The sequence below is a fragment of the Mycobacterium triplex genome, from assembly GCF_000689255.1.
Classification (GTDB): Bacteria; Actinomycetota; Actinomycetes; order Mycobacteriales; family Mycobacteriaceae; genus Mycobacterium; species Mycobacterium triplex.
The window spans coordinates 2,333,949-2,356,859 of the sequence record NZ_HG964446.1 but is presented as its reverse complement, the minus strand read 5'-3'; the positions used below and the strand labels follow the sequence as shown (position 1 = coordinate 2,356,859).

Here is a 22,911-nt window from a genome sequence, read left to right as displayed (position 1 = left end):
ATACGAGTCGGGCCGTCGCCGCAGGTCGGCCGCCGCCGCGGTGCGCAAATGCGCCGTTATCCGCGCGGATACCGGGACAATGGAGGCATGAGCGAGGCCGAGGGTCTGGACATTCCGCCATTGGCGCCGGCGCGGACGTTGTCCGCGGGCGTGAAGCCGCTGCTGGTATTGGCGAAGATTCGCGGCATCATGGACGCCTTCACGCTGTCCGAGCCCGAGCTGACGCTCAGTGAGATTCGGGCCCGCACCGGGTATCCGACGTCGACGGTGCAGCGGCTGGTGGCCAATTTGGTGGCCGAGGAGTTCCTCGATCGGGTGGGCGACCGTTTCCGGATCGGGGCCCGGGTGGCGTACTGGGCGGCCCCGGTGACGAGCAGCATGGGCCTGTTGGACGTGGTGACGCCCGCCCTGGAAACGCTGCGCGACGCCAGCGGTGAGACGGCGTGCTTCTTCCGTCGCGAGGGACCCTTTCGGGTGTGTGTCGCACTTGCGGAGACCCGCCACGGGATCCGCCGCGAGATGCACGTCGGGAAAGTCATTCCGCTGTACGTCGGCTCGGCCGGCCGGGTCTTGATGGCCTGGGACGATGAGGCGTTGCAAGAGGTGCTGCGCTCCGAGTTGATCCAGTTCACCCCGGCGACCGTCACCGATCCAGAGCTGTTGCGCGCCAAGGTCGAACAAGCGCGCCGGATGGGCTTCGCGATCACCAGCGGCGAACGCGACGAAGGTGCTACCGGTATCGCGGCCCCGGTGTTCGATTCGCATGGTCAAGTGCTGGGCGCGCTGATGATCAGCGGACCCAGCTTTCGGTTCTCGCACGAGCTGGCCGAACTGTGGGCCGACAACGTCGTCGGCGCTGCCGACCAGGTGACCCGCGCCCTCGGTGGCCGGCTTCCGTATTGAGCTAGCCCGCGAACGGTGGGCGCGCCATCACCGTGAGCTTCAGGCCGTATCTGGGTGTCCGGAGTCCTCCGCCGTCTCCCCCACCGGCGCGTGGCAGGCCACCGATGACGTTTCCGCTTCCCATCCCGGTGTCCGGCGCCTCTCGGATATTGCTGATCGCAGCCGGCGTCGCGGCGTGCTCGGATCCCACCAGGCTGCCGTTCGCCCAGACCGGCGGAACCGACAAGCTCCCGACCGTGCCCGCGCTGCCAAGCCCCGCGGCAACCGCACCGCCGCCACCGACTAGCGCCGGGGTCACGGCGGGCACGGCGGCGGGCACGGCGGCCGCGGCGGCCCCCCCGAGCGCGCCGGTGGATTTCGCGATCGAAACAAAGGTGTTGGCCAGGCCGGCGGAGAAGAAGGGCAGGCCCTCGGTGTTGTAGAACGTGGTGGAGAACGGCGCGTAGAAGGTCATAAGATCACCCAGCCATCCCAGCGGACCCGTGGTCAGCGCGTCCTTCACCGGATCGTCGGCCGGCGCGGCGGCCTGCATACCGGTGGACAGCTTTCCCAACGCCGAGCTGATCTTGCTCATCTGGCTGTGCAACGTGTTTTGCGCCGCACCCGCCGAGGTACCGGTGGCCGCCGTGACCGCGGACTGCTGGCTTCCGGTGCCAGCCGGGTTGGTCATATGGGGTGCCGAGGTGAACGGCTTGACCGCCGAGGTGTTCGCGGATCGGCCCGCATAGGTGTACATGGTGGCCGAGTCGATTGCCCACATCTCCCCGTACTGGGCTTCCAAAGCCGCTATCTGCGCGGTGTTTTGGCCCAGCACGTTGGTGGACAGCAGCCGCGCCAGATTGACACGGTTGGCCGCGATCACCGGCGGCGGCACGATCGCGGTATGCGCCGTTTCGAAGGCCGACGCGGCGGACATGGCCTGACTGGCCGCATGCTCAGCCGCGGCGGCAGTGGTTCGCATCCATTCCACATAGGGGGTGACGGCCTCGGCCATCGATGCCGAGGCCTGCCCTAACCACTCCTCGCTGGACAGCGTGTTCACCACCCTGTCGTAGGCTACGGCAGCCGAATTCAGCTCAGCGGCAAGGGTATTCCACTCAGAAGCCGCCCCCATCATCGACGCCGAGCCCGCACCCGCGTACATCAGCCCCGAGTTGACCTCCGGTGGCAACGCCCCAAAGTCAAGCATCACGAGCCCCTTAACCGGTCGCGATCGCGTTGGCGGCCTCCGTGGCCGCATACGATCCCGAGCTGAGATCCAATGCGCTGACGAACATCTCGTGAATCGCCATCGCCTGTTTACTGACCTGCTGATACAGCTGTCCATGGGCGGTAAACTGCGCCGCGGTCAGTATCGACACGTGGTCTGCGGCAGCGGGAATCACCCCCGTGGTCGGCGCCGCCGCCGCCGCATTCTGGGCCGCAAGCGCAGAGCCGATAGCCCGCAATGCACCAGCCGCCGCCGCCAACGCTTCCGGTTGCGCAGTAACAAAGGACATGTGATCTCCTTACTCAATAACCTCGCGGCTCAATGAGCCTCGAAAAGTCTTCGGTACCGACGGTGTTCGAATTGTGTTCTGGGCCATGGGTTTATCCGGCCGATGGTGGACGAGCCGTAAAGCGGGGGCGGAATCCGTATTCGCGGGGTGGCAAGCCGCCGCGGCCACGTCTGCCGCGGGCCGGCGCCATCGGGGGCAACAGTGTCTCCGGTCGATTCGACGGACCGCCGGCACCCTCGGCGCCGATCGCCCGGATCATGGACTCTTCGGCCACCTCGGGTGCTGTCGCAGACCAGCTCGCCGGCACCGATAGCGAGCCAATCTTGTTAGACGAAGCCAAGTTCGCCGAGATCAGCCCGCCGCCGAGGTTGACCGGCGCCGCGAGGGCGGGCGTCGCGGAGAAGCCAACCGCGGCCCCGGCGGCGACATGCTCGGGCCACAGCACACCCAGCTGCGCGAAAATCAGAGATCCCACATAGATCATCGGCCAGTAGATGACGTCCAAGGGACCGAACAGGAGTCCCTTTATCTGACTGGACAAGGTATTGACGATGTCGGTGAGCGACGTCTGCGACGGTGCACCGGTCCCCGCAGTCGCTGCCGCAGCGACGGCAGCTTGCTGTTGGGCCAGTCCGGCTTGGTCGGTGGTCTGGGTCGGCTCGGTGAACGGGACCAATTGCGATGCGGTTGCGGCGAAGCCGGCATAACCGTTCATGGCGGCGGCGTCCTGCGCCCACATCTCGGCGTAGCCGGCCTCGGTGGCGGCGATCGCCGCGGTGTTCTGGCCGAAAAAGTTGGTCGCGACGAGCATCAGCAACTGCGCTCGGTTCTCGGCGATCACCGGCGGCGGGACCGTCATCGTGAAGGCCGCATCGAAGGCCGACGCGACGGCCTTGGCCTGCGCGCTCGTCTGTTCGGCGAGCGCGGCAGCGGCGCTGAGCCACGAGATGTAGGGCGCGGCGGCGGCCAGCATCGATCTCGACGCCGGGCCGAACCACGACGAACAGGTCAGCTCGGCCGTCACCGACGAATAGCCGGAAGCGCTCGATGCCAGTTCGGCCGCCAGGTAATCCCAGGCCGCGGCCGCGGCCATCATGGGTCCCGGCCCGGCCCCGGCATACATCCGGCCCGAGTTGATCTCCGGCGGTAGCGCCCCGAAATCGATCATCGCCACTCCCGGGCCGTCATAGCGGGTTGATCTCTTCGAGGCTGCGCCGGGACGTGCGCGGCCCCAGCGCGAGGACGGCGGCGATGACGACAGCCAATGCCGTTGCCACCGCGGTGAACATCGCGCCCGCACCGTAGTTGTCCAGGATGGGAATCAGCACGAAAGGCGAAGCACCACTGGACAACCGGGACAACGAGTAGGTCCACCCGACGGCCGTGGCCCGCACGGTGGTCGGGAAGATCTCGGCCTGATACACGTGATAGACGTTGGAGAAGACATTGCTCGTCGCGGTGGTCAAGAAGCCGAACAGAACGATCAGCGGCACCGCCGATTGGGTCGCGAACAACAGACCGAACGCCGCGACGGCCACGATCGAGCCGACCAGCAGGAACTTGCGTTCGAACCTCGCCAACAGCGGGATGGCCGCCAGGGAGCCGATGGGATACCCCACAAACGACAGCGCGCTGAACAGCATCGAGGACGTGACGCCGTAGCCGCGACTGACCAGCACCAGCGCGGCGAGGGTGCCGAACCCGTAGTAGCCGTAGGTCTGAAACAAGTGGAACACCGTCAGCATCACGACCCGGCGGTTGTACGGGGCCCGCCGCAATTGCGTCAGGCCCGATTGAGTGGGCCTCCCGACGCCGGCGCGGTTGGCGTCGGGAGGAGTATCGATCCGCGCCGCAAGCAGATTCGATCCGGCGGCGAAGATGTTCAGGGCCCGCTGCGCCTCGTCGACCCGCCCCGCGGACGCAAGCCAGCGCGGCGACTCGGGCAACCAGCGGTTCAGGAGGAACACGATCACGGCGCCGCCCGCCCCCAGGGCCAGCAGCCAGCGCCACCCCGTGATGCCCAGCGGCGAATGCCCGGTCAGCCACCAGGCCAGAAAGGCGGCGAAGGGCACCGCGAGGAACGAGCAGGTGTAGGCGTAGGAGGCCATCCGGCCGCGCTGCTCTTTGGGTAAGACGTCGGCAAGGTAGGTGTCGGCCACCGGGTACACCGCCCCGATCCCGACACCGGCCAGAAATCGCGCGAGCACCAACAGCGCCGGAGACGGCGCAAATGCACCGGCCAGCGAGAAGGCCGAAAACCAGCTGAGCCCGAGCAGGAACGCCCTCCGGCGACCTATCCGGTCGGCGAGCCGGCCGAAAAATGCTGCGCCGACGAACATTCCGATGAACGACGACGCCAGCACCAATTTGAGCGCGGTGCCGCGCACCCCGAAGTCGTGCTGGAGCGTGGCGCTCAGGGTGCTGGACAGGAAGATCTCGTACATCTCGAAGAACAAGCCGAGCCCCACCGCGACGACGACCTTGCGGTGCACCGCCCCCACCGGCAAGCGATCCAGTTGCTCACCGACAGAATCCGCGGTCACTGCCGTGATCGGTGTTGCGGTCATTCCAGAGCCTCTCGTCGTCGAGAACCCGCCATGCTGACGTCATGTCTACAACGTGGTTTGTCGCTTGCATTGTGAGCCAGGCAACAACATCCGACTGTAGCGGCTCGCATCACGAGATGGAAGAGTCTCTTGCCATATTGTGGGCATCAATGCACGATGTGGGTTACAAGGAGGTCTCCAGTGAACGAAGCCAACGGACCGCTTGACCGGGTACGCGTCCTTGAGCTGGGCAATTACATAGCCGCGCCGACCGCGGGCCGACTGTTGGCGGATTTCGGCGCCGAGGTCATCAAGATCGAGCGCCCGGAAACCGGTGACGAGTTGCGCACCTGGCGGCTGTACTCCGGCACGACGTCGATGCTGTTTCGCACCATCAACCGCAACAAGAAGTCGGTGGTGGTCGACCTCAAGACCGAACGGGGTCAGGCGATCGTGCGCGAGCTGGCCCGCAGCTGCGACGTCGTCCTGGAAAACTTCCGCCCTGGGACCCTGGAACGGTGGGGCATCGGCCCGGCCGAGCTCGCCGCGGAGAACCCCGATCTGATCATCGTGCGGGTGTCGGCCTACGGGCAGACCGGACCGCGGCGGCATCAACCCGGATTCGCCGCGGTCGCCGAGGCGATGGCAGGGCTGCGGGCACTGACCGGCGAACCGGACCGTCCACCGTCACGGATGGGTGTGTCCATCGGCGACTCCATCGCCGGCATCTACGCCGCGTTCGGCGCGTTGGTCGCGTTGCATCAACGCCAAAAGGACCGTGTCGCCGGCAGATCCACCACGGTGATCGACCGGACCGTCGACGTCGCGCTGACCGAAGCCATCTTCTCGGTGATGGAATCGTTGGTCCCGGAGTACGACGCCTATCAGGTCACGCGTGCGCGCACCGGCGGGCGCATGGAAGGCATCGCCCCTTCGAACGCCTACCGGTGCGGCGACGACCGCTGGGTGGTGATTGCCGGCAACGGCGACGGCATCTATCGCCGGTTCATGACGCTGATCGGCCGGCCCGACCTCGCGGAAGACTCGCGCCTGGCCAACAATGCGCAGCGGTGGCAGGCTCGCGACGAGCTCGACGCGGCGATCGGTGAGTGGACCGCCACCATGCCTGCGCGCGAGGCACTTTCGGCGCTCGATGCGGCCGGTGTTCCCGCCGGTCCGATCAACACCGCGGCCGACATCAAGGCCGACGAGCAGTTCCTGGCGCGCGGCATGATCCAACACCTGCCGGTTTCCACCGGCACCGAGATGCTGCCCAGCGTGGCATTCCCGGGCATCGTGCCGCGCATCGGCGGCGCCGCGCGTGCGATCCGCACCCTCGGACCGGATCTCGGTGAGCACACCGAACAAATACTTGGCGCCATGGCGCTTGACCCTCCGAATATCGAGGAGCTGATCGGATGATGACCCCAGTGCGATTGCGCGATGTCACGCTGCGCGACGGCTTGCAGCTGACCGGCAAGTTGCTCGGCACCGACACGAAAGTCGAACTGGCACGGGCATTGCTGGACTCGGGCATCGACGCGCTGGAGATCGGGGCGATGGCGCGCCCCGACAAGGTGCCGCCGATGGCCAACACCCTCGAGGTCATCGCGGCGCTGACTCCCGAAGAGCTGCAACGGTGTTGGGTGTGGACGGCCACCCCGCGCGGCGTCACCCGGGCGATCGAAGCCGGCGCGCGCAACGTCGAATACTGCCTGTCGGTCAGCGACCAGCACAACTACGCCAATGTCGGGCGGACCACCGAGCAGAGCATGGCCGCCTTGCCCGAGGCCGTCGACTTCGCCGCGGTGGCCGGCGCCCGGCTGCAGCTGTCCCTGGCCACCGCATTCACCTGCCCGTACCGCGGGATGGTCGACCCGCAACGTGTCGTCGACTTGGTGAGCGACAGCCGCACGGCGGACATCCCGAGCGTGGTGCTGTGCGACACGCTGGGGCAGGCGACGCCCCAACAGGTGCGAAAGTTGGTCAAGCGGGTGCGCGACGTAACACCCGAGCGCGAGATCGTCTTCCACGGGCACGACACCTGGGGCCTCGGCGTGGCCAACACGCTCGCCGCCATCCAAGTGGGGGCCTCGATGGTCGACGGAGCGCTCGGCGGCCTGGGCGGCTGTCCTTTCGCTCCGGGCGCAAGCGGCAACACCTCGACCGAGGATCTGCTGTTCGCCCTGCAGCCCCCGTGGCTCACTCCCCCGATATTCGCCGGAGTCGTGACGGCGGGTGGGCGGCTGTTGGACGAGCTGGGCGAGGAGAACCGCTCCCGCGCCGCCCAGGGCGCACGGTCCACGGTGGACGCATTCCCCTGGGTTAGCTAGCCGTCGAAGCACGGCGAGCCCGCACGATTCGCCACTGCCCGTTGTCGCGTTCGGCCAACCCGGATACCTCGAGCATCGCCAGCGGTCCCAGCACCTGCTCGGGCATCAGCCCGGAGGCGACGGCGATCTCGTCGACCGTTGCGGCGCCGCGACCGGGCAACGCCTCGTACACCTGACGTTCGGCCACGCCGAGGGCGTCCAGGGCGGTCGCGGGCCGGGGCTCTTCGACGGCGAGTTCGCCGATGCGGCCGACGAGTTCGACGATGTCGTCGGCCCGGGTCACCAGCTCGGCGCCGTTGCGCAGCAGCGCATGACAGCCCGCCGAAGCCGACGAGGTGACGGGTCCGGGCACCGTGGCCACCACCCGGCCCAACGCCAGCGCCCAGGCCGCGGTGTTCGCGGCGCCGCTGCGTAGCCCGGCCTCCACCACCACGACGGCCCCCGCGACCGCGGCGACCAGACGATTGCGGGTCAGGAACCGGTGCCGGGCCGGGCGCAGGCCCGGCGGGTATTCGCTGAACAGCAGGCCGTGCGCGGCGATGCGATGCAGCAGCGCCGAATGCCCGGCCGGATAAGGGATGTCGATCCCGCCGGCCAGCACGGCCACGGTGATCCCGTCGCCCGCCAGCGCCGCGCGGTGGGCCGCACCGTCGATGCCGTAGGCGCCGCCGGAAACCACCGCGACATCGCGCTCGGCCAGCCCCGCGGAAAGGTCGGCGGTCACCTGTTCGCCGTAGGCGGTGGCCGCGCGGGTGCCGACCACCGCGGCGGCGCGCTGCGTCACCTCGTCCAGGCGCACGGGACCCAACGCCCACAACACCAGCGGTGGCGCGCCGCCGGGCCGCGACCCGGCGCCGCCGAAGGCCGAGAACGCGACCAGCGGCCACTCCGGGCAATCGGGGGTGATCAACCGGCCGCCGCGACGGGCGAGCCACTCGAGATCCGCTGCGGCGGAGTCTATTTCCCGCCGGGCCGCGGTGCGCCGCGCCAGCTCGTCGCCGACCAGCCCGCGCCGGACCCGGTCGGCCGCCTCGACCGGGCCCACGGATGCCACCAGGGCGGACAGCGCCGGGCACGGCGGCTCGGCCACGCGCGACAGGTACGCCCAGGCCGGCCAGCTGGGGTCGTCGAACGCCGCGGTCATCGCTGCGCGCCCAACTGCCGGAAGCTCAGCGCGGCGGCCACCTCGTCGAGCCCGGGAGAGTTACGGCCGGCCAGGTCGGCAAGGCTCCACGCGACGCGCAACGTGCGATCGAGCCCGCGAATGCTGAGCAGCCCGCGCTCCACCGCCAGGCGCAGCGGATCCATGGCCTTACCGCCGGGCCGGTACTTTCGCCGCAACAGCGTTCCGCTCACTTCGGCGTTGGTGGTGAAACCGTGCGGCCGCCACCGTGCGGCGGCCGTGTCGCGGGCCTGGGCCACCCGTTGACGCACCTGCGCGGAGGATTCGCCGTCAGCGGCAGCGAACGCGCCGGCCCGCACCGGGTGCATCTGTACCCGCAGATCCACCCGATCCAGCAACGGGCCCGACAGCTTGCCCAGATAGCGCCGTTTGGTCGCGGCCGGGCACATGCAGTCCTGCGGATCGGCCGGCGCGCAGGGGCACAGGTTGGCGGCCAGCACCAGCTGAAACCGGGCCGGGTAGCACGCCACGCCGTCGCGGCGTGCCAGGCGAATGAGCCCGTCTTCCAAGGGTGTTCGCAGTGCTTCCAGCGCGCCGACGCTGATCTCGGCACACTCGTCGAGGAACAGCACGCCGCGGTGCGCCCGGCTGACGGCGCCCGGGCGGGCCATGCCCGAGCCGCCGCCGACGAGGGCGGCGACGCTGGAACTGTGATGTGGCGCCACGAACGGCGGCTGGGTGATCAACGGCGTGTCCGCGGACAGCAGGCCGGCCACCGAGTGAATCGCGGTGACCTCCAGGGCCTCGCTGTCGGTCAGGCTGGGGAGCAACCCCGGAAGCCGTTGCGCGAGCATAGTTTTGCCCACACCCGGCGGCCCGGTCAGCATCAGGTGATGCGCCCCGGCCGCGGCCACCTCGACCGCGAAACGTGCTTGGGCCTGCCCCACCACGTCGGCCAGATCCCCCGCCGGCTCCGGGCCGGTGGCCGCCGCGCTGATCCGCTCGTCCAGCCGGGTCGACCCGCCGAGCCAGCGCTGCAGCTGCCCCAGCGTGCGCGCGCCCCAGACGTCGATCCCGTCGATCAGGCTGGCCTCGGCCAGGTTGTCCACCGGGACAACGACGGCCGGCCAGCCGCCGCGCTTGGCGGCCAGCACCGCGGGCAGCACCCCACGCACCGGCCGGATCCGGCCGTCCAGCGACAGCTCGCCGAGCAGCACCGTCTTCTCCAGCCGCTCCCACGGGTTCTTGCGCTGCGCCGACAACACCGCCGTCGCCAGGGCGATGTCGAACACCGATCCCATCTTCGGCAGCGTCGCCGGGGACAGCGCCAGCGTGAGTCTGGCCGCGGGCCAGTCGTTTCCACAATTGGTGACCGCGGCGCGCACCCGGTCGCGCGACTCCTGCAACGCGGCGTCGGGCAGGCCGACGAGGTGGACCCCCGGCAGCCCCGAGGTGATGTCGGCCTCGATCTCCACAATGTGACCGTCCAGGCCACGCACCGCGACCGAGAACGCGCGTCCCAGCGCCATCAGCCGATTCCCTGCAGATGTGAGATCTCCGGCGCGCGCCTGGAATATCCCGGCCCGAGCCGCACCCCGATCACGTCGATGCGGACCGCGGCCCAGCGGCCGTCCTGAGCGGCCAGCCACAGTCCCGCCAGCCGGCGTAACCGCCTGACCTTGCGGGGGGTGACCGCGTGCGCCAGACCCCCGTAGCCGTCGCCGGTACGGGTCTTGACCTCGACGAACACCAGCGTGCGGGTGGCGTCGTCGGCGGCGATCACGTCGAGTTCGCCGTAGCGGCATCGCCAGTTGCGGTCCACGATGCGCAGCCCCATCCGCGTCAGGTATTCCACGGCGAGGGCCTCACCCATCGCTCCGAGCTCAATGCGGGTCTTGTCGGCCCCGGAGGCCTTTGCGGTCGTCATGCCGCCAAACCTGCCCGCCGGGCCCGACGCGAAACGCCCGGACGGGCGCCGAGGACCCCACCAAAGACGAGTTATCCCCAGTCGGATGTCCATCCACAGCGGCCACCGGAATCGGTCTGCACCGCGGCGGAATTCGGCTAGATCCGATCCGCGCGGGTGTAGACGTTCATCGAGTCCTCGCGCAGGAACGCCACCAGGGTGAGCCCGGATTCCTCGGCCAACGACACCGCCAGCGACGACGGCGCCGACACCGCGGCCAGCACCGGGATCCCCGCCAGGACGGCCTTCTGCGTGATCTCGAACGACGCCCGCCCGCTGACCAGCAGCACCGAACCGGTCAGCGGGACCCGCCCGCGTTCCAGCGCCCAGCCGATGACCTTGTCGACGGCGTTGTGCCTGCCGATGTCCTCGCGCACCACCAGCATCGTGCCGTCGGCGCCGAACAACGCCGCGGCGTGCAGGCCGCCGGTGCTGTCGAAAACCTTTTGCGCACTGCGCAGTTGACCCGGCATCGCCTTGAGCGTGGCGGCCGCGACGGTGACGGGATCGTCGGCCGGGGTGAACCGGCTGATCACCCGGACCGCGTCCAGCGACGCCTTGCCGCACACCCCGCACGAGGACGTGGTGTAGAAGTTGCGGGTGACGCCGAGATCGGGCGGATTCACGCCCGGGGCCAGCGTCACGTCCAGCACGTTGTAGGTGTTGGCGCCGTCCTGGCCGCGGCCGCCGCAGTAACGGATCGTCAGCACGTCGTCGCGGCGCACGATCACGCCTTCGGTGAGCAGAAAGCCTTGCGCAAGTTCGATATCCGAGCCGGGGGTCCGCATCGTCACCGTCACCGGTGTGCCGTTGACGCGGATCTCCAGCGGCTCCTCCACGGCCAGCGTTTCGGGCCGGATGACGGCCTGACCTGCGTTGACGTGCGTTGCGCGCCGGCGCGCGGTTACGTTGCCCACGGCGTCGCTACTTTGGCGCAGCGCTGAAACCTCATTAAGCCAAACTACATTGGCCCGCGACCGGCCGCCCGGGCCGCAACGACGCGGCCCTGACGTGCAGCATTCCGGCACCGGGCGGTTACCTTTGCTTTAGGGTCGACATGGCTCGTCGGATGAGGGGCATGGGGATTTCAGCGGTTAGGGCGTGCGTCGACACGGTGCGGCGAGCGTCGGGCCGGCGATACTGCCGGAGATGAGGCACAGCATGGCAGATGGATCAGCAGGCGACGTGGCGATGCCGGGCGGGGAGAAAGCCGATCCGGCCACGGTCTTCGCGGCGCTGGCCGAAATCATCTATCAGGGCTCGGACGCCAAGGAGATGTACGCGGCCATCTGTGTCGCCGCGACGCTGGCCATCCGCGGCTGTGACCATGCCAGCCTGTTGGTGCTCGAAGGCGATCGCTATGTCACGGTCGGCGCCAGCGACGCGCTGGCCGCGAAAATCGACGAGATGGAACTGGAGGCCGGCGACGGCCCATGCCTGGACGCGATCGAGGAGGAGACGCCGCAGATCGACGCCGACCTGACCACGCCGTCGCACTGGCCGAAGCTGGCGGCCAGGCTGCTCGAGGAGACGCCGGTGCGCGGCGCGATGGGGTTTCGGCTGCAAATCAACAAGCGCAAAGGCGCCGCGCTCAACCTGTTCAGCGACACCCCCAACATGTTCGACGCCGAGGCCGCCGGACGTGCGGCGGTGCTCGCCTCGTTCGCCAGCGTGGCCATCAACGCGGTGGCCAAGGGGGAAGATGCCGCCAGCCTGCGACGGGGGCTGCTCAGCAACCGCGAAATCGGCAAGGCCGTCGGCATGCTGATGCTGCTGCAGGAACTCACCGAGGACGAGGCGTTCGACCTGCTTCGCCAGCACTCGCAGGCCCTGAACATCAAGCTGGCCGACGTCGCGCGGGCGGTCATCGAACGCCGCGGCGGCCTGCCGCCCGACGGCGACCAAGAGCCCGCGCCCGGCACCTGACTATTCGGGGAGCCGCAGCTCGGGCTTCTCGACTTCTTCGATGTTGACGTCTTTGAAGGTCACCACCCGCACCTGCTTGACGAACCGGGCCGGCCGGTACATGTCCCAGACCCAGGCGTCGGACAGGCGGAGCTCGAAGTAGACCTCGCCGTCGGCGTTGCGCGGCACCATCTCGACGCTGTTGGCCAGGTAGAAGCGCCGTTCGGTTTCCACCACGTAGCTGAACTGGCCGACGATGTCCTTGTATTCGCGGTAGAGCGAGAGCTCCATCTCGGTTTCGTACTTTTCGAGATCTTCGGCACTCATCTGCTCAGACGTCCTTTTCCCTGCCCGTTTTCCTGACTCCCCGGTCGCGGCCGCCTGGTCGCCCTGTGAGAAGTCTGCACCCATCTTTCCTCACGGGTGTCCGCCACGCTCGTCCGGAGGGTCCGGTTTGAATTCGGCCACCAGTTGCGTGCGGTCGCCGTCCCCCGATGACGAGGCCACGCGCCGGACGTTGATGAACGAATAGCGGTGCTCGGCACACGGCCCCAGCCGGGTAAGCGCGCTGCTGTGCGCGGCCGTGCAGTAGCCCTTGTGGTCGGCGAAGCCGTAACCGGGATGATCGGCGTCCATCGCAACCATCAGCCGGTCGCGGCTGACCTTCGCCAGCACGCTGGCGGCGGCGATGCAGGCCGCGGCCGCGTCCCCACCGACCACCGGCAACGACGGCATCGGCAGCCCGGGCACGCGGAAGCCGTCGCTCAGCACATATCCGGGGCGCACCGACAGACCCGCCACCGCGCGCCGCATGCCCTCGATGTTGGCGACGTGCACCCCGCGCCGGTCGACTTCGGCCGGCGGAATGAACACCACGTGATAGGCGACCGCGTAGCGGCAGATCAGCGGGAACAGCTTCTCCCGTGCCTTCTCGGTGAGCTTCTTCGAATCATCAAGGGCAGCAAGGCTTTCCAGCCGGTTCGGCCCCAGCACGCAGGCCGCCACCACCAGCGGACCCGCGCAGGCGCCGCGGCCGACCTCGTCCACCCCGGCCACCGGCCCCAGGCCGCTGCGATGCAGCGCGGATTCCAGGGTGCGCAACCCCGTCGACTTGCGGATCACCGTCCGCGGCGGCCACGTCAGGGTCATATCCGAGCCAAGGCTACTGGCCTTGCTGCGGGTTCACCGAACCTACTCCACCCCATCGCGTCGGCGGCCAGACGATGAACCGGGCCTTGCCGATGACGTTGGCCACCGGCACCGTCCCCGACATCGGATCGCCAGTGCACAGAATGCCTTTGAGCGCGTCGGCCGGCGTGCTGGTGCAGTGGGCGCGCGAGTCCGCCGAGTGGGTGCGGTTGTCACCCATCACCCACAACCGCCCGGCCGGGACCGTGACCGGCCCGAATTCGCTACCCAGGCACGGGTATACCGACGGGTCGGCCATCATCGTGGCCGGCTTGAGGTACGGCTCCTTGAGCGGCTTACCGTCGACCGTCAACCCGGTGTCGGCCCGGCACTGCACCGTCTGCCCGCCGGTCGCGATGACCCGTTTCACCAGATCGTTCTCGTCCGGCGGCACGAAGCCGATGAACGACAGCGCGTTCTGGATCCAGCGCAGCGCGGTGTTGGCAGACCGGATCGACTTGTACCCGGTGTTCCAGGACGGCGGTCCCTTGAAGACGATGACGTCGCCGGGATGCGGCGAGCCGAAGCGGTAGGTGAGCTTGTCGACCATGATCCGGTCGCCGACGCAACCCGCGCATCCGTGCAGCGTGGGTTCCATGGACTCGGACGGGATCAGGTACGGACGCGCCACGAACGTCAACATGACGTAGTAGAGGACGATCGCGGTGACCGCCAGGATGGTCAGCTCGCGCAGCGCGGACTTCTTCTTCGGCTCCGGCTCGTCGGCGTCGGACTTGTCGGATTCAGAGCCCGAATCGGGCACGGTCCCGGGCTCGTCGGCGTCCGGGACGCGGGTGGAGATCTTCGGCTCCGACCGACCGGGCTCGGACTGGGGCTCGGGCGACTCCGTGGAATCCGTCACGGGATCAGCGTAGCCAGCGCCGTGCGAGGGTCGTCAAAAGCGTCTCGGAAACCAAACGGGCGCGCCGCAGCGGCCGCCGAGACGCGCGCGGTCAGCGCTTTTCCTTGATCTTGGCCTTCTTGCCGCGAAGTTCGCGCAGGTAGTAGAGCTTGGCCCGGCGGACGTCGCCACGGGTCACCACCTCGATGTGGTCGATGGTCGGCGAGTGCACCGGGAAGGTCCGCTCGACGCCGACGCCGTAGCTCTCCTTGCGCACGGTGAAGGTCTCGCGGATGCCGCCGCCCTGCCGGCGGATCACCACGCCCTTGAACACCTGGATACGCTCCTTGGCGCCCTCGATGACCTTGACGTGCACGTTGATGGTGTCGCCCGGGCTGAAGGCCGGGATGTCGCCGCGCAGCGACGCCTGATCGACGAAGTCCAGCCTGTTCATGTGAGAGACACTTCCTTGAGGTCGCGGCGTGCGGAAACTGCCCGCACGCAGGGGTGGTCGGTAAGCCGATTCGGGCTCTGGGTCGTATCTCGCAGCAGGCGGTAAGCGGCACAGCGCTGGAGACAACTGGTCAATTGTGCCAGACACCCCGCATGCATTGAAAATCACACGTAAACGCTGCGATTCATGCCGCACCCAAGGCGCTGGTGGATGGTACATATGACTGGGGTCAAAACACGCTAGTCACTACCCGAACTCAAAGACGCCCGGGCAGATTGCGGAACGGCCGCCCACATGCAGTTTTACGTCAGAGGACTTGGGAGACGAACAGATGCGTGTACGCCCGCGCACCGCACTCGCCGCCGTCGCGGCGGTGACGCTGGTGCTGGCCGGGTGCGACGAGGCGAGGCTCGCGGTAAAAGCCCAGCTGAAGTCGTCCGGCACGTCCTCGGGCGCGCCGGATCACCAACCGCAACTCATTCAGTTCCTGCTGGAAACCATCGACGCGCCCGGGCCGCCCGCGGCGCCGACGGTGCTGGGCGCGCCGCCCGGCGGCGGATTAGGCGGCTTGCAGGCGCGTATCCAGCAGGCCACCGACCAGGCCGCCGCCAGCGGGGCCACCCTTTCGGTGGGCATCCTGGACCGCAAGACCCATGAGCTGATCTCCAGCGGCAACACCCAGATCGTCGGCACCGCCTCGGTGGCCAAGCTGTTCATCGCCGACGACCTGCTGCTGGCCGAGGCTCGGGGCAAGACCACCCTGTCCCCCGACGACCGGCAGGCACTCGACCTGATGTTGCAGTCGTCCGACGACGGCGCCGCCGAGAAATTCTGGGGTCAGGGCGGCGGCGACAACATCATCACCGCGGTGGCCGACCGCTACGGGCTGTCGTCGACCTTCCCGCCGTCGGACGGGCGCTGGTGGAACACGACGAGCTCGCTGACCGACCTGATCCACTACTACGAGAAGCTGCTCGACGGGTCCGGCGGCCTGTCCGCGGACCGGGCCAAGGTCATCGTCAACGACCTGGCCAAATCCACCCCGACCGGGGTCGACGGGTACCCGCAGCGGTTCGGTATCCCCGACGGTCTGTTCGCCGAACCGGTGGCGGTCAAGCAAGGCTGGATGTGCTGCATCGGCACGGAGTGGATGCATCTGTCGACCGGCGTGGTGGGCCCGGACCGCCGCTACATCGTGGTCGTCGAGTCGCTGCAGTCCTCCGACGACGCGACGGCGCGCGACACGATCACCCAGGCCGTCAAGACGATGTTCCCCAACGGCCGGATCGGGCCCACACCCTTCTAAGGGTCGCCCGGCTGCAGATCGGGGCGACGTTCGCGCGTGCGCCGCAGCGATACCTCCCGGCGCCAGGCCGCGATGCGCGCGTGATCGCCCGACAGCAGTACGTCGGGGACGTCGAGGCCGCGCCAGCTCGGCGGCCGGGTGTAGCTCGGCCCCTCCAACAGACCGCCCAGCACCTCCGAGTGCGAATCCTCGCGATGCGACGCGGGATTGCCCAGTACGCCGGTCAGCAGCCGCAGCACGGACTCGATCATCACGACGGCCGCCGACTCGCCGCCGGGCAGCACGTAGTCGCCGATCGAGACTTCTTCGACCCGCATCCGGCGCGCGGCATCCTCGACGACGCGGTGGTCGATGCCCTCGTAGCGGCCGCAGGCGAACACCAGATGCTTTTCGGTGCTCCAGCGCGCGGCGGTGGGTTGTTTGAACAACCCGCCGGCCGGCGTGGGAACGACCAATAGCGTTTCCTCAGAGCAGATTTCATCCAGCGCCTCGCCCCACACCGGCGCCTTCATCACCATCCCCGGCCCGCCGCCGTAGGGCGCGTCGTCCACCGAGTGGTGTACGTCATGAGTCCACCCGCGCAGGTCGTGCACCCGCAGATCGACCAGCCCCGACGCAATTGCCTTGCCGGGCAACGATTGCCGCAGCGGGTCCAGGTAGGCCGGAAAAATCGTCACGACGTCTATGCGCACCGGCTACCCCAGATCCAGCAGGCCCTCGGGCGGATCGATTTCGACCATCCGGTCGTCCAGCGACACCGACGTGACGATCGCATTCACGAACGGCACCAATACTTCCCGGGTTTGTTCGCCGTCGGTTCGGTGCACCGCCAACAGCTCTCCGGCCGCGGTGTGCAGCACCTCGGCGATGACACCGAGATCCTGTCCCGCCGTGGTCCGGACCCGCAGACCCTCGAGCTGGTGGTCGTAGTAGGTGTCCGGCTCGTCGATCGGCGGCAGGTCGTCGGAGTCCACCACGAACAGGCTGCCGCGCAGCGCGTCGGCGGCGTCGCGGTCGTCCACGCCGGCCAGCCGCACCAGCAGCCGGCCGCCGTGCTCGCGCGCGCCGGCGACCACATAGCTGCGTTCTTCGCCGCGGCCACGGGATGGCTTGGCGCGCAAGGTAATTCCCGATGCGAAGCGATCATCGGGGTCGTCGGTGTGAACTTCCACGACCACCTCGCCGGTGATGCCGTGTGCTTTCACGACGCGCCCGACGAGCAGCTCCATGAGTAAAAAGACCTACTGGTCGGTGTCCACCACGTCGACCCGGATGCCCCGGCCACCGATACCGGCGACCAGCGTGCGCAACGCCGTCGCGGTACGTCCCCCGCGACCGATCACCTTGCCCAGATCCTCGGGGTGGACATGCACCTCGACGGTGCGCCCACGCCGGCTGGTCACCAGGTCCACCCGGACGTCGTCCGGGTTGTCCACGATTCCGCGCACCAGATGTTCGACAGCGTCGACAACGACCGTACTCATCGCGTCAGCTTTCCGTCGGCTGCTCGGCGCCCTCGGCCGGGGCCTCGGCGGTCGGCGCCTCGGCTTCGGCGGGAGCCTCGTCGGCCTTCGCGGCCTTCTTGGCCGGGGTCTTCTTCTTCGGCTTGGCCGCCTCGGTGGTCGGGCCGCCGTCGGCCTCAGCCAGCGCGGCGTTGAACAGCTCCAGCTTGCTGGGCTTGGCCGGGGCGACCCGCAGGCTGCCCTCGGCGCCGGGCAGACCCTTGAACTTCTGCCAGTCGCCGGTGATCTTCAGCAGCTTGACGACGGGTTCGGTCGGCTGGGCGCCCACCGATAGCCAGTACTGGGCCCGCTCCGAGTCGATCTCGATCAGGCTCGGGTCTTCCTTAGGGTGGTAGCGGCCGATCACCTCGATCGAGCGGCCGTCGCGCCGCGTGCGTGCGTCGGCGACGGCGATGCGGTACTGCGGGTTGCGGATCTTGCCAAGCCGAGTGAGCTTGATCTTCACAGCCATGATTAAGCGAATTCTCCTGTGGGTGTCACGCTGCAATTCAGCGACCAGGGCGGGATACCCGGATCCGGTTTTGCCTCGCGTGTGTGACCGCCGAACAAGCGCCCCGGCAACGGGGCGGGTCGCGCGGCGGACAGCCGCCTATTGTGCCAGAACGAGCGCCTTTGGCAGAAATTCGCCCGCCCGCCGGCCCCGCGTCAGTGCGCTGAGGCCGTCAATGGCCGGATCCGCGCGGCTGGTTGGCGAGGAAACACTGCACCCGCAGAGCGGCATCTTTCGGCGCGACACCCATATCCACCAGTCGCCGGGTCACTTCGGCGGAGGGAATACCGGAATCGATATCGTTCGTGATCACGTGAACGCTGGGAAACCAGTCTTCCGCACTGACCCCCGGCGGTGGGGGCTTCGTGTCGCCGCCCAGGCAACTCGCGTAACCGACGACGCCGGTCTCGGCGTGGGCAGACGGCGCCCCCGACAGCACGACCGGGGCGATGGGCAAGGCGGCGGCGGAAATGCCGACCGCCACAGCGACATAGATGGAACGCATGCCTTAAGGTACCCCGGTTACCGCGATCGATCACCGCGTTTGCGGCGTCACATGATCTTTTGGAAAACCTTCGTCTCGACCCGGCGCGACATCCGCCAGCCCTCGGGGGTGCGCACGAACTCGTCGTCATACCAGAGCCCACAGAACATCACCTGGTCTCCCGGTTTGCCGGAGTCACCGGGCAAGACCATCGGGTTGAAGCAGATCACCCGTGAGGAGGCCGTGTCCCCGTCGATCCGAACCGAGAAGTTCCCGAGCATGTGGGCGTACACCGGGAAGCTCGGCAGCACCTCCGACAGCCACTTCTTGACCTCGGGGAAACGGCCCTCGATTCCTCCCAAGGCCGTGTAGTCGATGTACGCGTCTTCGGTGAACACCTTGTCCAAATCGTCGAATCGCCGCTGGTCAATAGCGGTGGAATAGTCCACCATCAGCTGCTGGATCTCCAGACGGTCGGAAATTTCGGCCAGGCTCAACATGCCTCGATTCAACACCCGGGGTGACCGGGACGTCGCGGCGACTCGCCACCACCGCTAGCGTGGGTTCAGTTCCCTTGCGTTCCAGCGTTTTTCGCTACGACAGCGGTCGGCGGGCGGCGGCTTCGTAGTCGATACGGTGACTCATAGGTGTCTCCTCCCTCATTCCCATTCCACGCAAAGCCGGCGAGGAGAATAATCCCAGCTATGAGAGCAGGACTGGCCTGCTTGGCAACGGTCTTGTCGGTTTGGGCCGGGGCGCCTTTGGCGGCGGCCGCTCCCGGGGACTGCGCGCCGGGCAGCTCCTGTCAGCGCTGGTGTCCGGGCGATCCGGATCCGGCGGGCCGGCCCATCCCCTGGGACGCGAACGTCTGCCACGACTTCTACTGGGACTACCAGGGCGTGCACGACACCGGCACCGGCGTCTTCTACTCCTGGTCGTCACTTCCGTTCAAGCACCCGCCGCCGCCGGGGCCGGTGCCCACCCAGACGTCCTACCTGCCGCTGCCCACGCTGCCGTTCTGCCCGGTTCCGCCCTGGTGCCCGTGAGGCAGGCGGCGAGGGCTTGGGCCGGAAGTTAAACTTTGCGGCCATGCGGAAACTCATCGCCGCAGCTGCTGCGCTGCTCACGGTCGCCGGTGTCACCGCTCCCCTGTCCTGGGCCGACGACATGCAGCCGATCGGCTCGATGCCGATTCCCGACGGTCCGGCCCAGACCTGGATCCTGGCCGACCTGGACAGCGGTCAGGTGCTGGCCGGTCGCGACCAGTATGTGGCTCACCCGCCGGCGAGCACGATCAAGGTGCTGCTGGCGCTGGTGGCCCTGGACGAGGTGAACCTGGACTCCACCGTCGTCGCCGACGTCGCCGACACCCAGATCGAATGCAACTGCGTCGGCATCAAACCCGGCCGCGTCTACACCGCCCGCCAGCTGCTCGACGGCCTGCTGCTGGTTTCCGGCAACGATGCCGCGAACACGCTGGCGCATCTGCTGGGCGGCGCCGATGCCACGGTGGCGAAGATGAACGCGAAGGCGGCCTCGCTGGGGGCGACCAGTACCCACGCCGCGACCCCGTCCGGGCTGGACGGGCCCGGCGGCTCCGGCGCCTCGACGGCGCACGACCTGGCCGTCATCTTCCGGGCCGCGATGGCCAACCCGACGTTCGCCCACATCACGGCCGAGCCGTCGGCGATGTTCCCCGGCGACCACGGCGACGAACCGATCACCAACCAAGACGAACTGCTGACCCGCTATCCGGGCGCGATCGGCGGCAAGACCGGGTTCACCAACGCCGCCCGCAAGACCTTCGTCGGTGCCGCCGCCCGCGGTGGACGCCGCTTGGTGGTCGCGATGATGTACGGGATGGTCAAGCCGGGCGGACCGACGTACTGGGATCAGGCCGGCAGCTTGTTCGACTGGGGCTTCGCGCTCAACCCGTCGGCGAGCATCGGTTCACTCTAGCGAGCCTGGTTCGGGACCAGCCCGGTAAACATCTTGGACAGCAACGCAATTCGTTGCTCTTCGATGTCGGGCTCGGGGAAAATCCCGCGCACGATCGCCGCTCCGTCGAAGACGTTGGTCAACAGCGCCACCAACGCCGGGAACGTCTCGGAATCGATGCCCTCGGCGCCCGGCAGGGCGCGGGCCGCGTCGAGGATCTTCGCGGTGTACTGCGCCATCACCTCACGTAGGTGCGCGTTGAGCTTGTCGTCGGTGCGTGCGGCGATCATCAGCTCATAGAGCACCGCGTTCGTCGGCCCCCCGGTGATGTCGCGCAGGATCGTCAGCGCCGCCTCCAGCACCGGCCGGTCGGCCGGAATCTGGGCGACCTGCTTGGTGAACGACTCCACCTGGCGGCGCAACACCTCCGACGCGGTCGCGGCCATGAAGTCGCTCATCGTCTCGAAGTGACGGAACAGCGCCCCCACCGACACTCCGGCCCGCTTGGTGATCACGGCCGCCGACGCGCGGGCATATCCGACCTCGATGATGCTGGCGATGGATGCCTCGAGGAGCCGCCCGACGGTCTCCTCGCGGCGTTGCTGCTGGGTTCGGGCCATCCCGGTCAGACCAGTGCGGCCGAATGCTGGGTGCGCCGGCCGGCCCGCAGGTAGCGGCCCGACTTCACGGTCTGCCCGTATCCCTCGCGGAACTCGCCCGCGCGGAACACCACGGCGCCGCCCACGCCGGTCGCGACGACGGCGTCGTCGTTGCGATTGACCATGCGCCGCAGGCCGCCGTAGAAGGGGACCTCTTCCTCGTGGTAGGCCTCGACCTCGTCGTTCAGGCCGGCCGGGTCGATCACCACGAAGTCGGCCCGGTCGCCTTGGCGCAGGGTTCCGGCGTCGATGCCGAACCAGTCCGCCAGTTCACCGGTGAGCCGGTGCACCGCGCGTTCGGTGGTCATGAACGGCGCACCCGCCCGGTAGGCGTCGCGGGTTCGCTTGAGCAACTTGATTCCGAAGTTGTAGAAGGCCATATTGCGCAGGTGCGCACCGGCGTCCGAGAAGCCCATATGCACGCTTTCCTCGTTGGCCAGCGCGTCGAGCAGCTTGGGCCGGTGGTTGGCCACGATGGTGGTCCATCGCACGTTGCGTTCACCGTTGTCGACCAGCACATCGAGGAACGCGTCGAGCGGGTGCAGGCCGCGCTCGTCGGCGATCGCGCCAAAGCTCTTGCCGATCAACGACTTGTCGGGGCACTCGACGATGACCGCGTCGTGGAAGTCGCGGTGCCACAGCGACGGGCCCAGCTTGATGCGGTCGAACTCTTTGCGGAACTCCCGCCGGTAGGCCTCGTCGGCCAGTAATTCGTTGCGCTGCAGCTGGTCCCGCAGGTGCAGTGCGGCGGTGCCGGCGCCGAACTCCTCGAAGACCGGCAGGTCGATCCCGTCGGAGTACAGCTCGAACGGCACCGGCAGGTGCTGGAACCGCACGCTGGCGCCCAGCAGCTTGTTCGCCAACCGCGTTGCCGGCCCGAACACGTAAACGGCCAGCGGATTCGACTTGGCGTCGGCCGACACCAGCAGGCTCATCCGAACGCCCTTGCGCCGGTTGAAGATCCGGCTGCTGGCCAGGAAGAACAGCACCGCGGTGATCGCGTTGTTGACGTCGGGTGCGCTCTGCAGAATCCGGCCGCGCTTGCGCAGCACCTTGATCAGTTTGCGCCGTTCGCGCCAGGTCGCGAAGGTGGACGGCAGCGCCCGCGAGCGGAAGCGGTCGCCGTCGAGTTTGTCGATCGCGGCGTCCATGCCCGACATGCCGAGCATGCCTGCCTCCAGCGCCTCGTCGAGCAGCGCCGCCATCTTCTCCAGTTCGGCGTCGGTGGGCTTGACGGTGGCGTCGGTGGCCCGATCGAGTCCGAGCACCGTGGCGCGCAAGTCCGAATGACCAAGCAGCGAACCGACATTCGGCCCCAGCGGCAGCGCGTCGATTGCCGCGATGTATTCGGCGGCGGTGCTCCAGGTCCGGTTGGTTTCCAGTGCGCCCAGGACGTACTTGCGCGGCACCGCCTCGACCCGGCTGAACAGGTCGGCGGCGTCTTCGGTGTTGGCGTACACCGTCGACAGCGAGCACATGCCCAGCAGCACGGTGGTGACGCCGTGGCGCACCGACTCGCGCAGGCCCGGGTCCAGCAGCACCTCGGCGTCGTAGTGGGTGTGCACGTCGATGAAGCCGGGCAGGATCCACTTGCCCGCCGCGTCGATCACCTCGGGGCAGCCCGTCTCGTCCAGCGGTGCGCTCGACACCGTGGCCACCACGCCGTCGCGGATACCCAGCGTGCGGGTGTGTGGTGCGCTGCCGGTTCCGTCGAACCACAAGCCGTCGCGGATGATCACGTCGTACGCCATTT

26 protein-coding genes and 1 pseudogene are annotated in these 22,911 nt (G+C 68.3%); 7 read left to right on the top strand and 20 right to left on the bottom strand.

The window, feature by feature from the left end; genetic code table 11:
* Positions 1–87 precede the first annotated feature (87 nt).
* The gene (locus BN973_RS10940; RefSeq protein WP_051641569.1) at positions 88–903 is read left to right on the top strand and encodes an IclR family transcriptional regulator; all 816 of its coding nucleotides are present in this window, start codon (positions 88–90) and stop codon (positions 901–903) included.
* Between the two features lies 1 nt (position 904).
* On the opposite strand, the gene BN973_RS10935 is transcribed toward BN973_RS10940, so the two are convergent.
* The 4 genes from BN973_RS10935 to BN973_RS10920 form a co-directional block, all read right to left on the bottom strand.
* On the bottom strand, positions 905–2,092 hold the full coding sequence (locus BN973_RS10935; protein WP_036468057.1) for a PPE family protein: 1,188 nt from the start codon (positions 2,090–2,092) through the stop codon (positions 905–907).
* Between the two features lie 10 nt (positions 2,093–2,102).
* Positions 2,103–2,402, bottom strand: a complete 300-nt coding sequence (locus BN973_RS10930; RefSeq protein WP_036468055.1) for a PE family protein — start codon at positions 2,400–2,402, stop codon at positions 2,103–2,105.
* A gap of 91 nt (positions 2,403–2,493) precedes the next feature.
* Positions 2,494–3,567: a PPE family protein gene (locus BN973_RS10925; protein WP_084163599.1), complete on the bottom strand. Its 1,074-nt coding sequence runs from the start codon at positions 3,565–3,567 to the stop codon at positions 2,494–2,496.
* Positions 3,568–3,586: 19 nt separating this feature from the next.
* Entirely contained in the window at positions 3,587–4,969 is a 1,383-nt protein-coding gene (locus BN973_RS10920) for an MFS transporter (protein ID WP_198048913.1), read from the bottom strand.
* Between the two features lie 156 nt (positions 4,970–5,125).
* Between BN973_RS10920 and BN973_RS10915 the strand changes: the two genes are divergently transcribed.
* The gene (locus BN973_RS10915; RefSeq protein ID WP_036468053.1) at positions 5,126–6,370 is read left to right on the top strand and encodes a CaiB/BaiF CoA transferase family protein; all 1,245 of its coding nucleotides are present in this window, start codon (positions 5,126–5,128) and stop codon (positions 6,368–6,370) included.
* Positions 6,370–7,281, top strand: coding sequence for a beta/alpha barrel domain-containing protein (locus BN973_RS10910; protein ID WP_036468051.1), 912 nt, complete (start codon positions 6,370–6,372; stop codon positions 7,279–7,281). Before BN973_RS10915 ends, BN973_RS10910 begins: the two co-directional genes overlap by 1 nt.
* Here the strand turns inward: BN973_RS10910 and dprA are convergent.
* The 4 genes from dprA to fdhD form a co-directional block, all read right to left on the bottom strand.
* Complete coding sequence (gene dprA, locus BN973_RS10905) at positions 7,274–8,425, bottom strand: DNA-processing protein DprA (protein WP_036468049.1); 1,152 nt, start codon at positions 8,423–8,425, stop codon at positions 7,274–7,276. The genes BN973_RS10910 and dprA overlap by 8 nt on opposite strands.
* Positions 8,422–9,933, bottom strand: coding sequence for a YifB family Mg chelatase-like AAA ATPase (locus BN973_RS10900; RefSeq protein ID WP_036468046.1), 1,512 nt, complete (start codon positions 9,931–9,933; stop codon positions 8,422–8,424). The genes dprA and BN973_RS10900 overlap by 4 nt, the downstream gene beginning before the upstream one ends.
* Entirely contained in the window at positions 9,933–10,331 is a 399-nt protein-coding gene (locus BN973_RS10895; protein ID WP_036468044.1) for a YraN family protein, read from the bottom strand. Before BN973_RS10895 ends, BN973_RS10900 begins: the two co-directional genes overlap by 1 nt.
* 137 nt (positions 10,332–10,468) lie before the next feature.
* Positions 10,469–11,287, bottom strand: a complete 819-nt coding sequence (gene fdhD, locus BN973_RS10890; RefSeq protein ID WP_036468042.1) for a formate dehydrogenase accessory sulfurtransferase FdhD — start codon at positions 11,285–11,287, stop codon at positions 10,469–10,471.
* A 244-nt stretch (positions 11,288–11,531) separates the two neighbouring features.
* On the opposite strand from fdhD, the gene BN973_RS10885 reads away from it, so the two are divergent.
* Complete coding sequence (locus BN973_RS10885) at positions 11,532–12,296, top strand: GAF and ANTAR domain-containing protein (RefSeq protein ID WP_036468040.1); 765 nt, start codon at positions 11,532–11,534, stop codon at positions 12,294–12,296.
* Here the strand turns inward: BN973_RS10885 and BN973_RS10880 are convergent, their stop codons facing one another.
* From BN973_RS10880 to rplS, 4 genes and pseudogenes are all read right to left on the bottom strand, one after another.
* Entirely contained in the window at positions 12,297–12,602 is a 306-nt protein-coding gene (locus tag BN973_RS10880) for a DUF2469 domain-containing protein (protein WP_007171389.1), read from the bottom strand.
* Positions 12,599–13,424 (bottom strand): annotated as a pseudogene (locus tag BN973_RS10875) (ribonuclease HII). The gene BN973_RS10880 and the pseudogene BN973_RS10875 overlap by 4 nt, the downstream one beginning before the upstream one ends.
* A gap of 13 nt (positions 13,425–13,437) precedes the next feature.
* Complete coding sequence (gene lepB, locus BN973_RS10870; protein ID WP_036468036.1) at positions 13,438–14,325, bottom strand: signal peptidase I; 888 nt, start codon at positions 14,323–14,325, stop codon at positions 13,438–13,440.
* Positions 14,326–14,416: 91 nt separating this feature from the next.
* Positions 14,417–14,758, bottom strand: coding sequence for a 50S ribosomal protein L19 (gene rplS / locus BN973_RS10865; protein WP_025736278.1), 342 nt, complete (start codon positions 14,756–14,758; stop codon positions 14,417–14,419).
* A gap of 331 nt (positions 14,759–15,089) precedes the next feature.
* Between rplS and BN973_RS10860 the strand changes: the two genes are divergently transcribed.
* Positions 15,090–16,064: a serine hydrolase gene (locus BN973_RS10860; protein WP_036468034.1), complete on the top strand. Its 975-nt coding sequence runs from the start codon at positions 15,090–15,092 to the stop codon at positions 16,062–16,064.
* On the opposite strand, the gene trmD is transcribed toward BN973_RS10860, so the two are convergent.
* The 6 genes from trmD to BN973_RS10830 all read right to left on the bottom strand — a co-directional run bounded on the left by trmD (position 16,061) and on the right by BN973_RS10830 (position 19,061).
* Entirely contained in the window at positions 16,061–16,756 is a 696-nt protein-coding gene (trmD, locus tag BN973_RS10855; protein WP_036468032.1) for a tRNA (guanosine(37)-N1)-methyltransferase TrmD, read from the bottom strand. The genes BN973_RS10860 and trmD overlap by 4 nt on opposite strands.
* 3 nt (positions 16,757–16,759) lie before the next feature.
* Positions 16,760–17,293, bottom strand: a complete 534-nt coding sequence (gene rimM, locus BN973_RS10850) for a ribosome maturation factor RimM (protein WP_036468030.1) — start codon at positions 17,291–17,293, stop codon at positions 16,760–16,762.
* A gap of 12 nt (positions 17,294–17,305) precedes the next feature.
* Positions 17,306–17,548: an RNA-binding protein gene (locus BN973_RS10845; protein WP_025736282.1), complete on the bottom strand. Its 243-nt coding sequence runs from the start codon at positions 17,546–17,548 to the stop codon at positions 17,306–17,308.
* A gap of 4 nt (positions 17,549–17,552) precedes the next feature.
* Positions 17,553–18,038 (bottom strand): 30S ribosomal protein S16, encoded by a 486-nt coding sequence (rpsP, locus tag BN973_RS10840; RefSeq protein ID WP_036468028.1) that lies wholly within the window; start codon positions 18,036–18,038, stop codon positions 17,553–17,555.
* A 211-nt stretch (positions 18,039–18,249) separates the two neighbouring features.
* Positions 18,250–18,561: a hypothetical protein gene (locus BN973_RS10835; protein WP_232232065.1), complete on the bottom strand. Its 312-nt coding sequence runs from the start codon at positions 18,559–18,561 to the stop codon at positions 18,250–18,252.
* Between the two features lie 68 nt (positions 18,562–18,629).
* Complete coding sequence (locus BN973_RS10830) at positions 18,630–19,061, bottom strand: nuclear transport factor 2 family protein (protein ID WP_036468025.1); 432 nt, start codon at positions 19,059–19,061, stop codon at positions 18,630–18,632.
* Between the two features lie 204 nt (positions 19,062–19,265).
* Between BN973_RS10830 and BN973_RS10825 the strand changes: the two genes are divergently transcribed.
* Both BN973_RS10825 and BN973_RS10820 read left to right on the top strand, forming a co-directional pair.
* Positions 19,266–19,607 carry a hypothetical protein gene (locus tag BN973_RS10825; protein WP_139830277.1) on the top strand — a complete coding sequence of 114 codons (342 nt, stop codon included), beginning with the start codon at positions 19,266–19,268 and terminating at the stop codon, positions 19,605–19,607.
* Positions 19,608–19,650: 43 nt separating this feature from the next.
* A complete protein-coding gene (locus BN973_RS10820; protein ID WP_036468023.1) occupies positions 19,651–20,520 on the top strand; it encodes a D-alanyl-D-alanine carboxypeptidase family protein in 870 nt (289 codons plus the stop codon).
* Here the strand turns inward: BN973_RS10820 and BN973_RS10815 are convergent.
* Positions 20,517–21,119, bottom strand: a complete 603-nt coding sequence (locus BN973_RS10815; RefSeq protein ID WP_036468021.1) for a TetR/AcrR family transcriptional regulator — start codon at positions 21,117–21,119, stop codon at positions 20,517–20,519. The two genes, BN973_RS10820 and BN973_RS10815, sit on opposite strands and share 4 nt — an antisense overlap.
* A gap of 5 nt (positions 21,120–21,124) precedes the next feature.
* Entirely contained in the window at positions 21,125–22,909 is a 1,785-nt protein-coding gene (locus BN973_RS10810) for an N-acyl-D-amino-acid deacylase family protein (RefSeq protein ID WP_036468019.1), read from the bottom strand.
* Between the last annotated feature and the right edge of the window lie 2 nt (positions 22,910–22,911).

Bases quoted from the DNA above. Each gene is read 5' to 3' on its own strand.
- BN973_RS10935 (WP_036468057.1), bottom strand. From the start codon at position 2,092: ATGCTTGACTTTGGGGCGTTGCCACCGGAGGTCAACTCGGGGCTGATG.
- BN973_RS10820 (WP_036468023.1), top strand. From the start codon at position 19,651: ATGCGGAAACTCATCGCCGCAGCTGCTGCGCTGCTCACGGTCGCCGGT.
- BN973_RS10815 (WP_036468021.1), bottom strand. From the start codon at position 21,119: ATGGCCCGAACCCAGCAGCAACGCCGCGAGGAGACCGTCGGGCGGCTC.
- rimM (WP_036468030.1), bottom strand. From the start codon at position 17,293: ATGGAGCTGCTCGTCGGGCGCGTCGTGAAAGCACACGGCATCACCGGC.
- BN973_RS10940 (WP_051641569.1), top strand. From the start codon at position 88: ATGAGCGAGGCCGAGGGTCTGGACATTCCGCCATTGGCGCCGGCGCGG.
- BN973_RS10920 (WP_198048913.1), bottom strand. From the start codon at position 4,969: ATGACCGCAACACCGATCACGGCAGTGACCGCGGATTCTGTCGGTGAG.
- rplS (WP_025736278.1), bottom strand. From the start codon at position 14,758: ATGAACAGGCTGGACTTCGTCGATCAGGCGTCGCTGCGCGGCGACATC.
- BN973_RS10830 (WP_036468025.1), bottom strand. From the start codon at position 19,061: ATGTTGAGCCTGGCCGAAATTTCCGACCGTCTGGAGATCCAGCAGCTG.
- BN973_RS10810 (WP_036468019.1), bottom strand. From the start codon at position 22,909: ATGGCGTACGACGTGATCATCCGCGACGGCTTGTGGTTCGACGGAACC.
- BN973_RS10885 (WP_036468040.1), top strand. From the start codon at position 11,532: ATGGCAGATGGATCAGCAGGCGACGTGGCGATGCCGGGCGGGGAGAAA.
- BN973_RS10880 (WP_007171389.1), bottom strand. From the start codon at position 12,602: ATGAGTGCCGAAGATCTCGAAAAGTACGAAACCGAGATGGAGCTCTCG.
- BN973_RS10825 (WP_139830277.1), top strand. From the start codon at position 19,266: ATGAGAGCAGGACTGGCCTGCTTGGCAACGGTCTTGTCGGTTTGGGCC.
- BN973_RS10910 (WP_036468051.1), top strand. From the start codon at position 6,370: ATGACCCCAGTGCGATTGCGCGATGTCACGCTGCGCGACGGCTTGCAG.
- BN973_RS10915 (WP_036468053.1), top strand. From the start codon at position 5,126: ATGTGGGTTACAAGGAGGTCTCCAGTGAACGAAGCCAACGGACCGCTT.
- rpsP (WP_036468028.1), bottom strand. From the start codon at position 18,038: ATGGCTGTGAAGATCAAGCTCACTCGGCTTGGCAAGATCCGCAACCCG.
- BN973_RS10930 (WP_036468055.1), bottom strand. From the start codon at position 2,402: ATGTCCTTTGTTACTGCGCAACCGGAAGCGTTGGCGGCGGCGGCTGGT.
- BN973_RS10900 (WP_036468046.1), bottom strand. From the start codon at position 9,933: ATGGCGCTGGGACGCGCGTTCTCGGTCGCGGTGCGTGGCCTGGACGGT.
- BN973_RS10845 (WP_025736282.1), bottom strand. From the start codon at position 17,548: ATGAGTACGGTCGTTGTCGACGCTGTCGAACATCTGGTGCGCGGAATC.
- BN973_RS10895 (WP_036468044.1), bottom strand. From the start codon at position 10,331: ATGACGACCGCAAAGGCCTCCGGGGCCGACAAGACCCGCATTGAGCTC.
- dprA (WP_036468049.1), bottom strand. From the start codon at position 8,425: ATGACCGCGGCGTTCGACGACCCCAGCTGGCCGGCCTGGGCGTACCTG.
- BN973_RS10860 (WP_036468034.1), top strand. From the start codon at position 15,090: ATGCGTGTACGCCCGCGCACCGCACTCGCCGCCGTCGCGGCGGTGACG.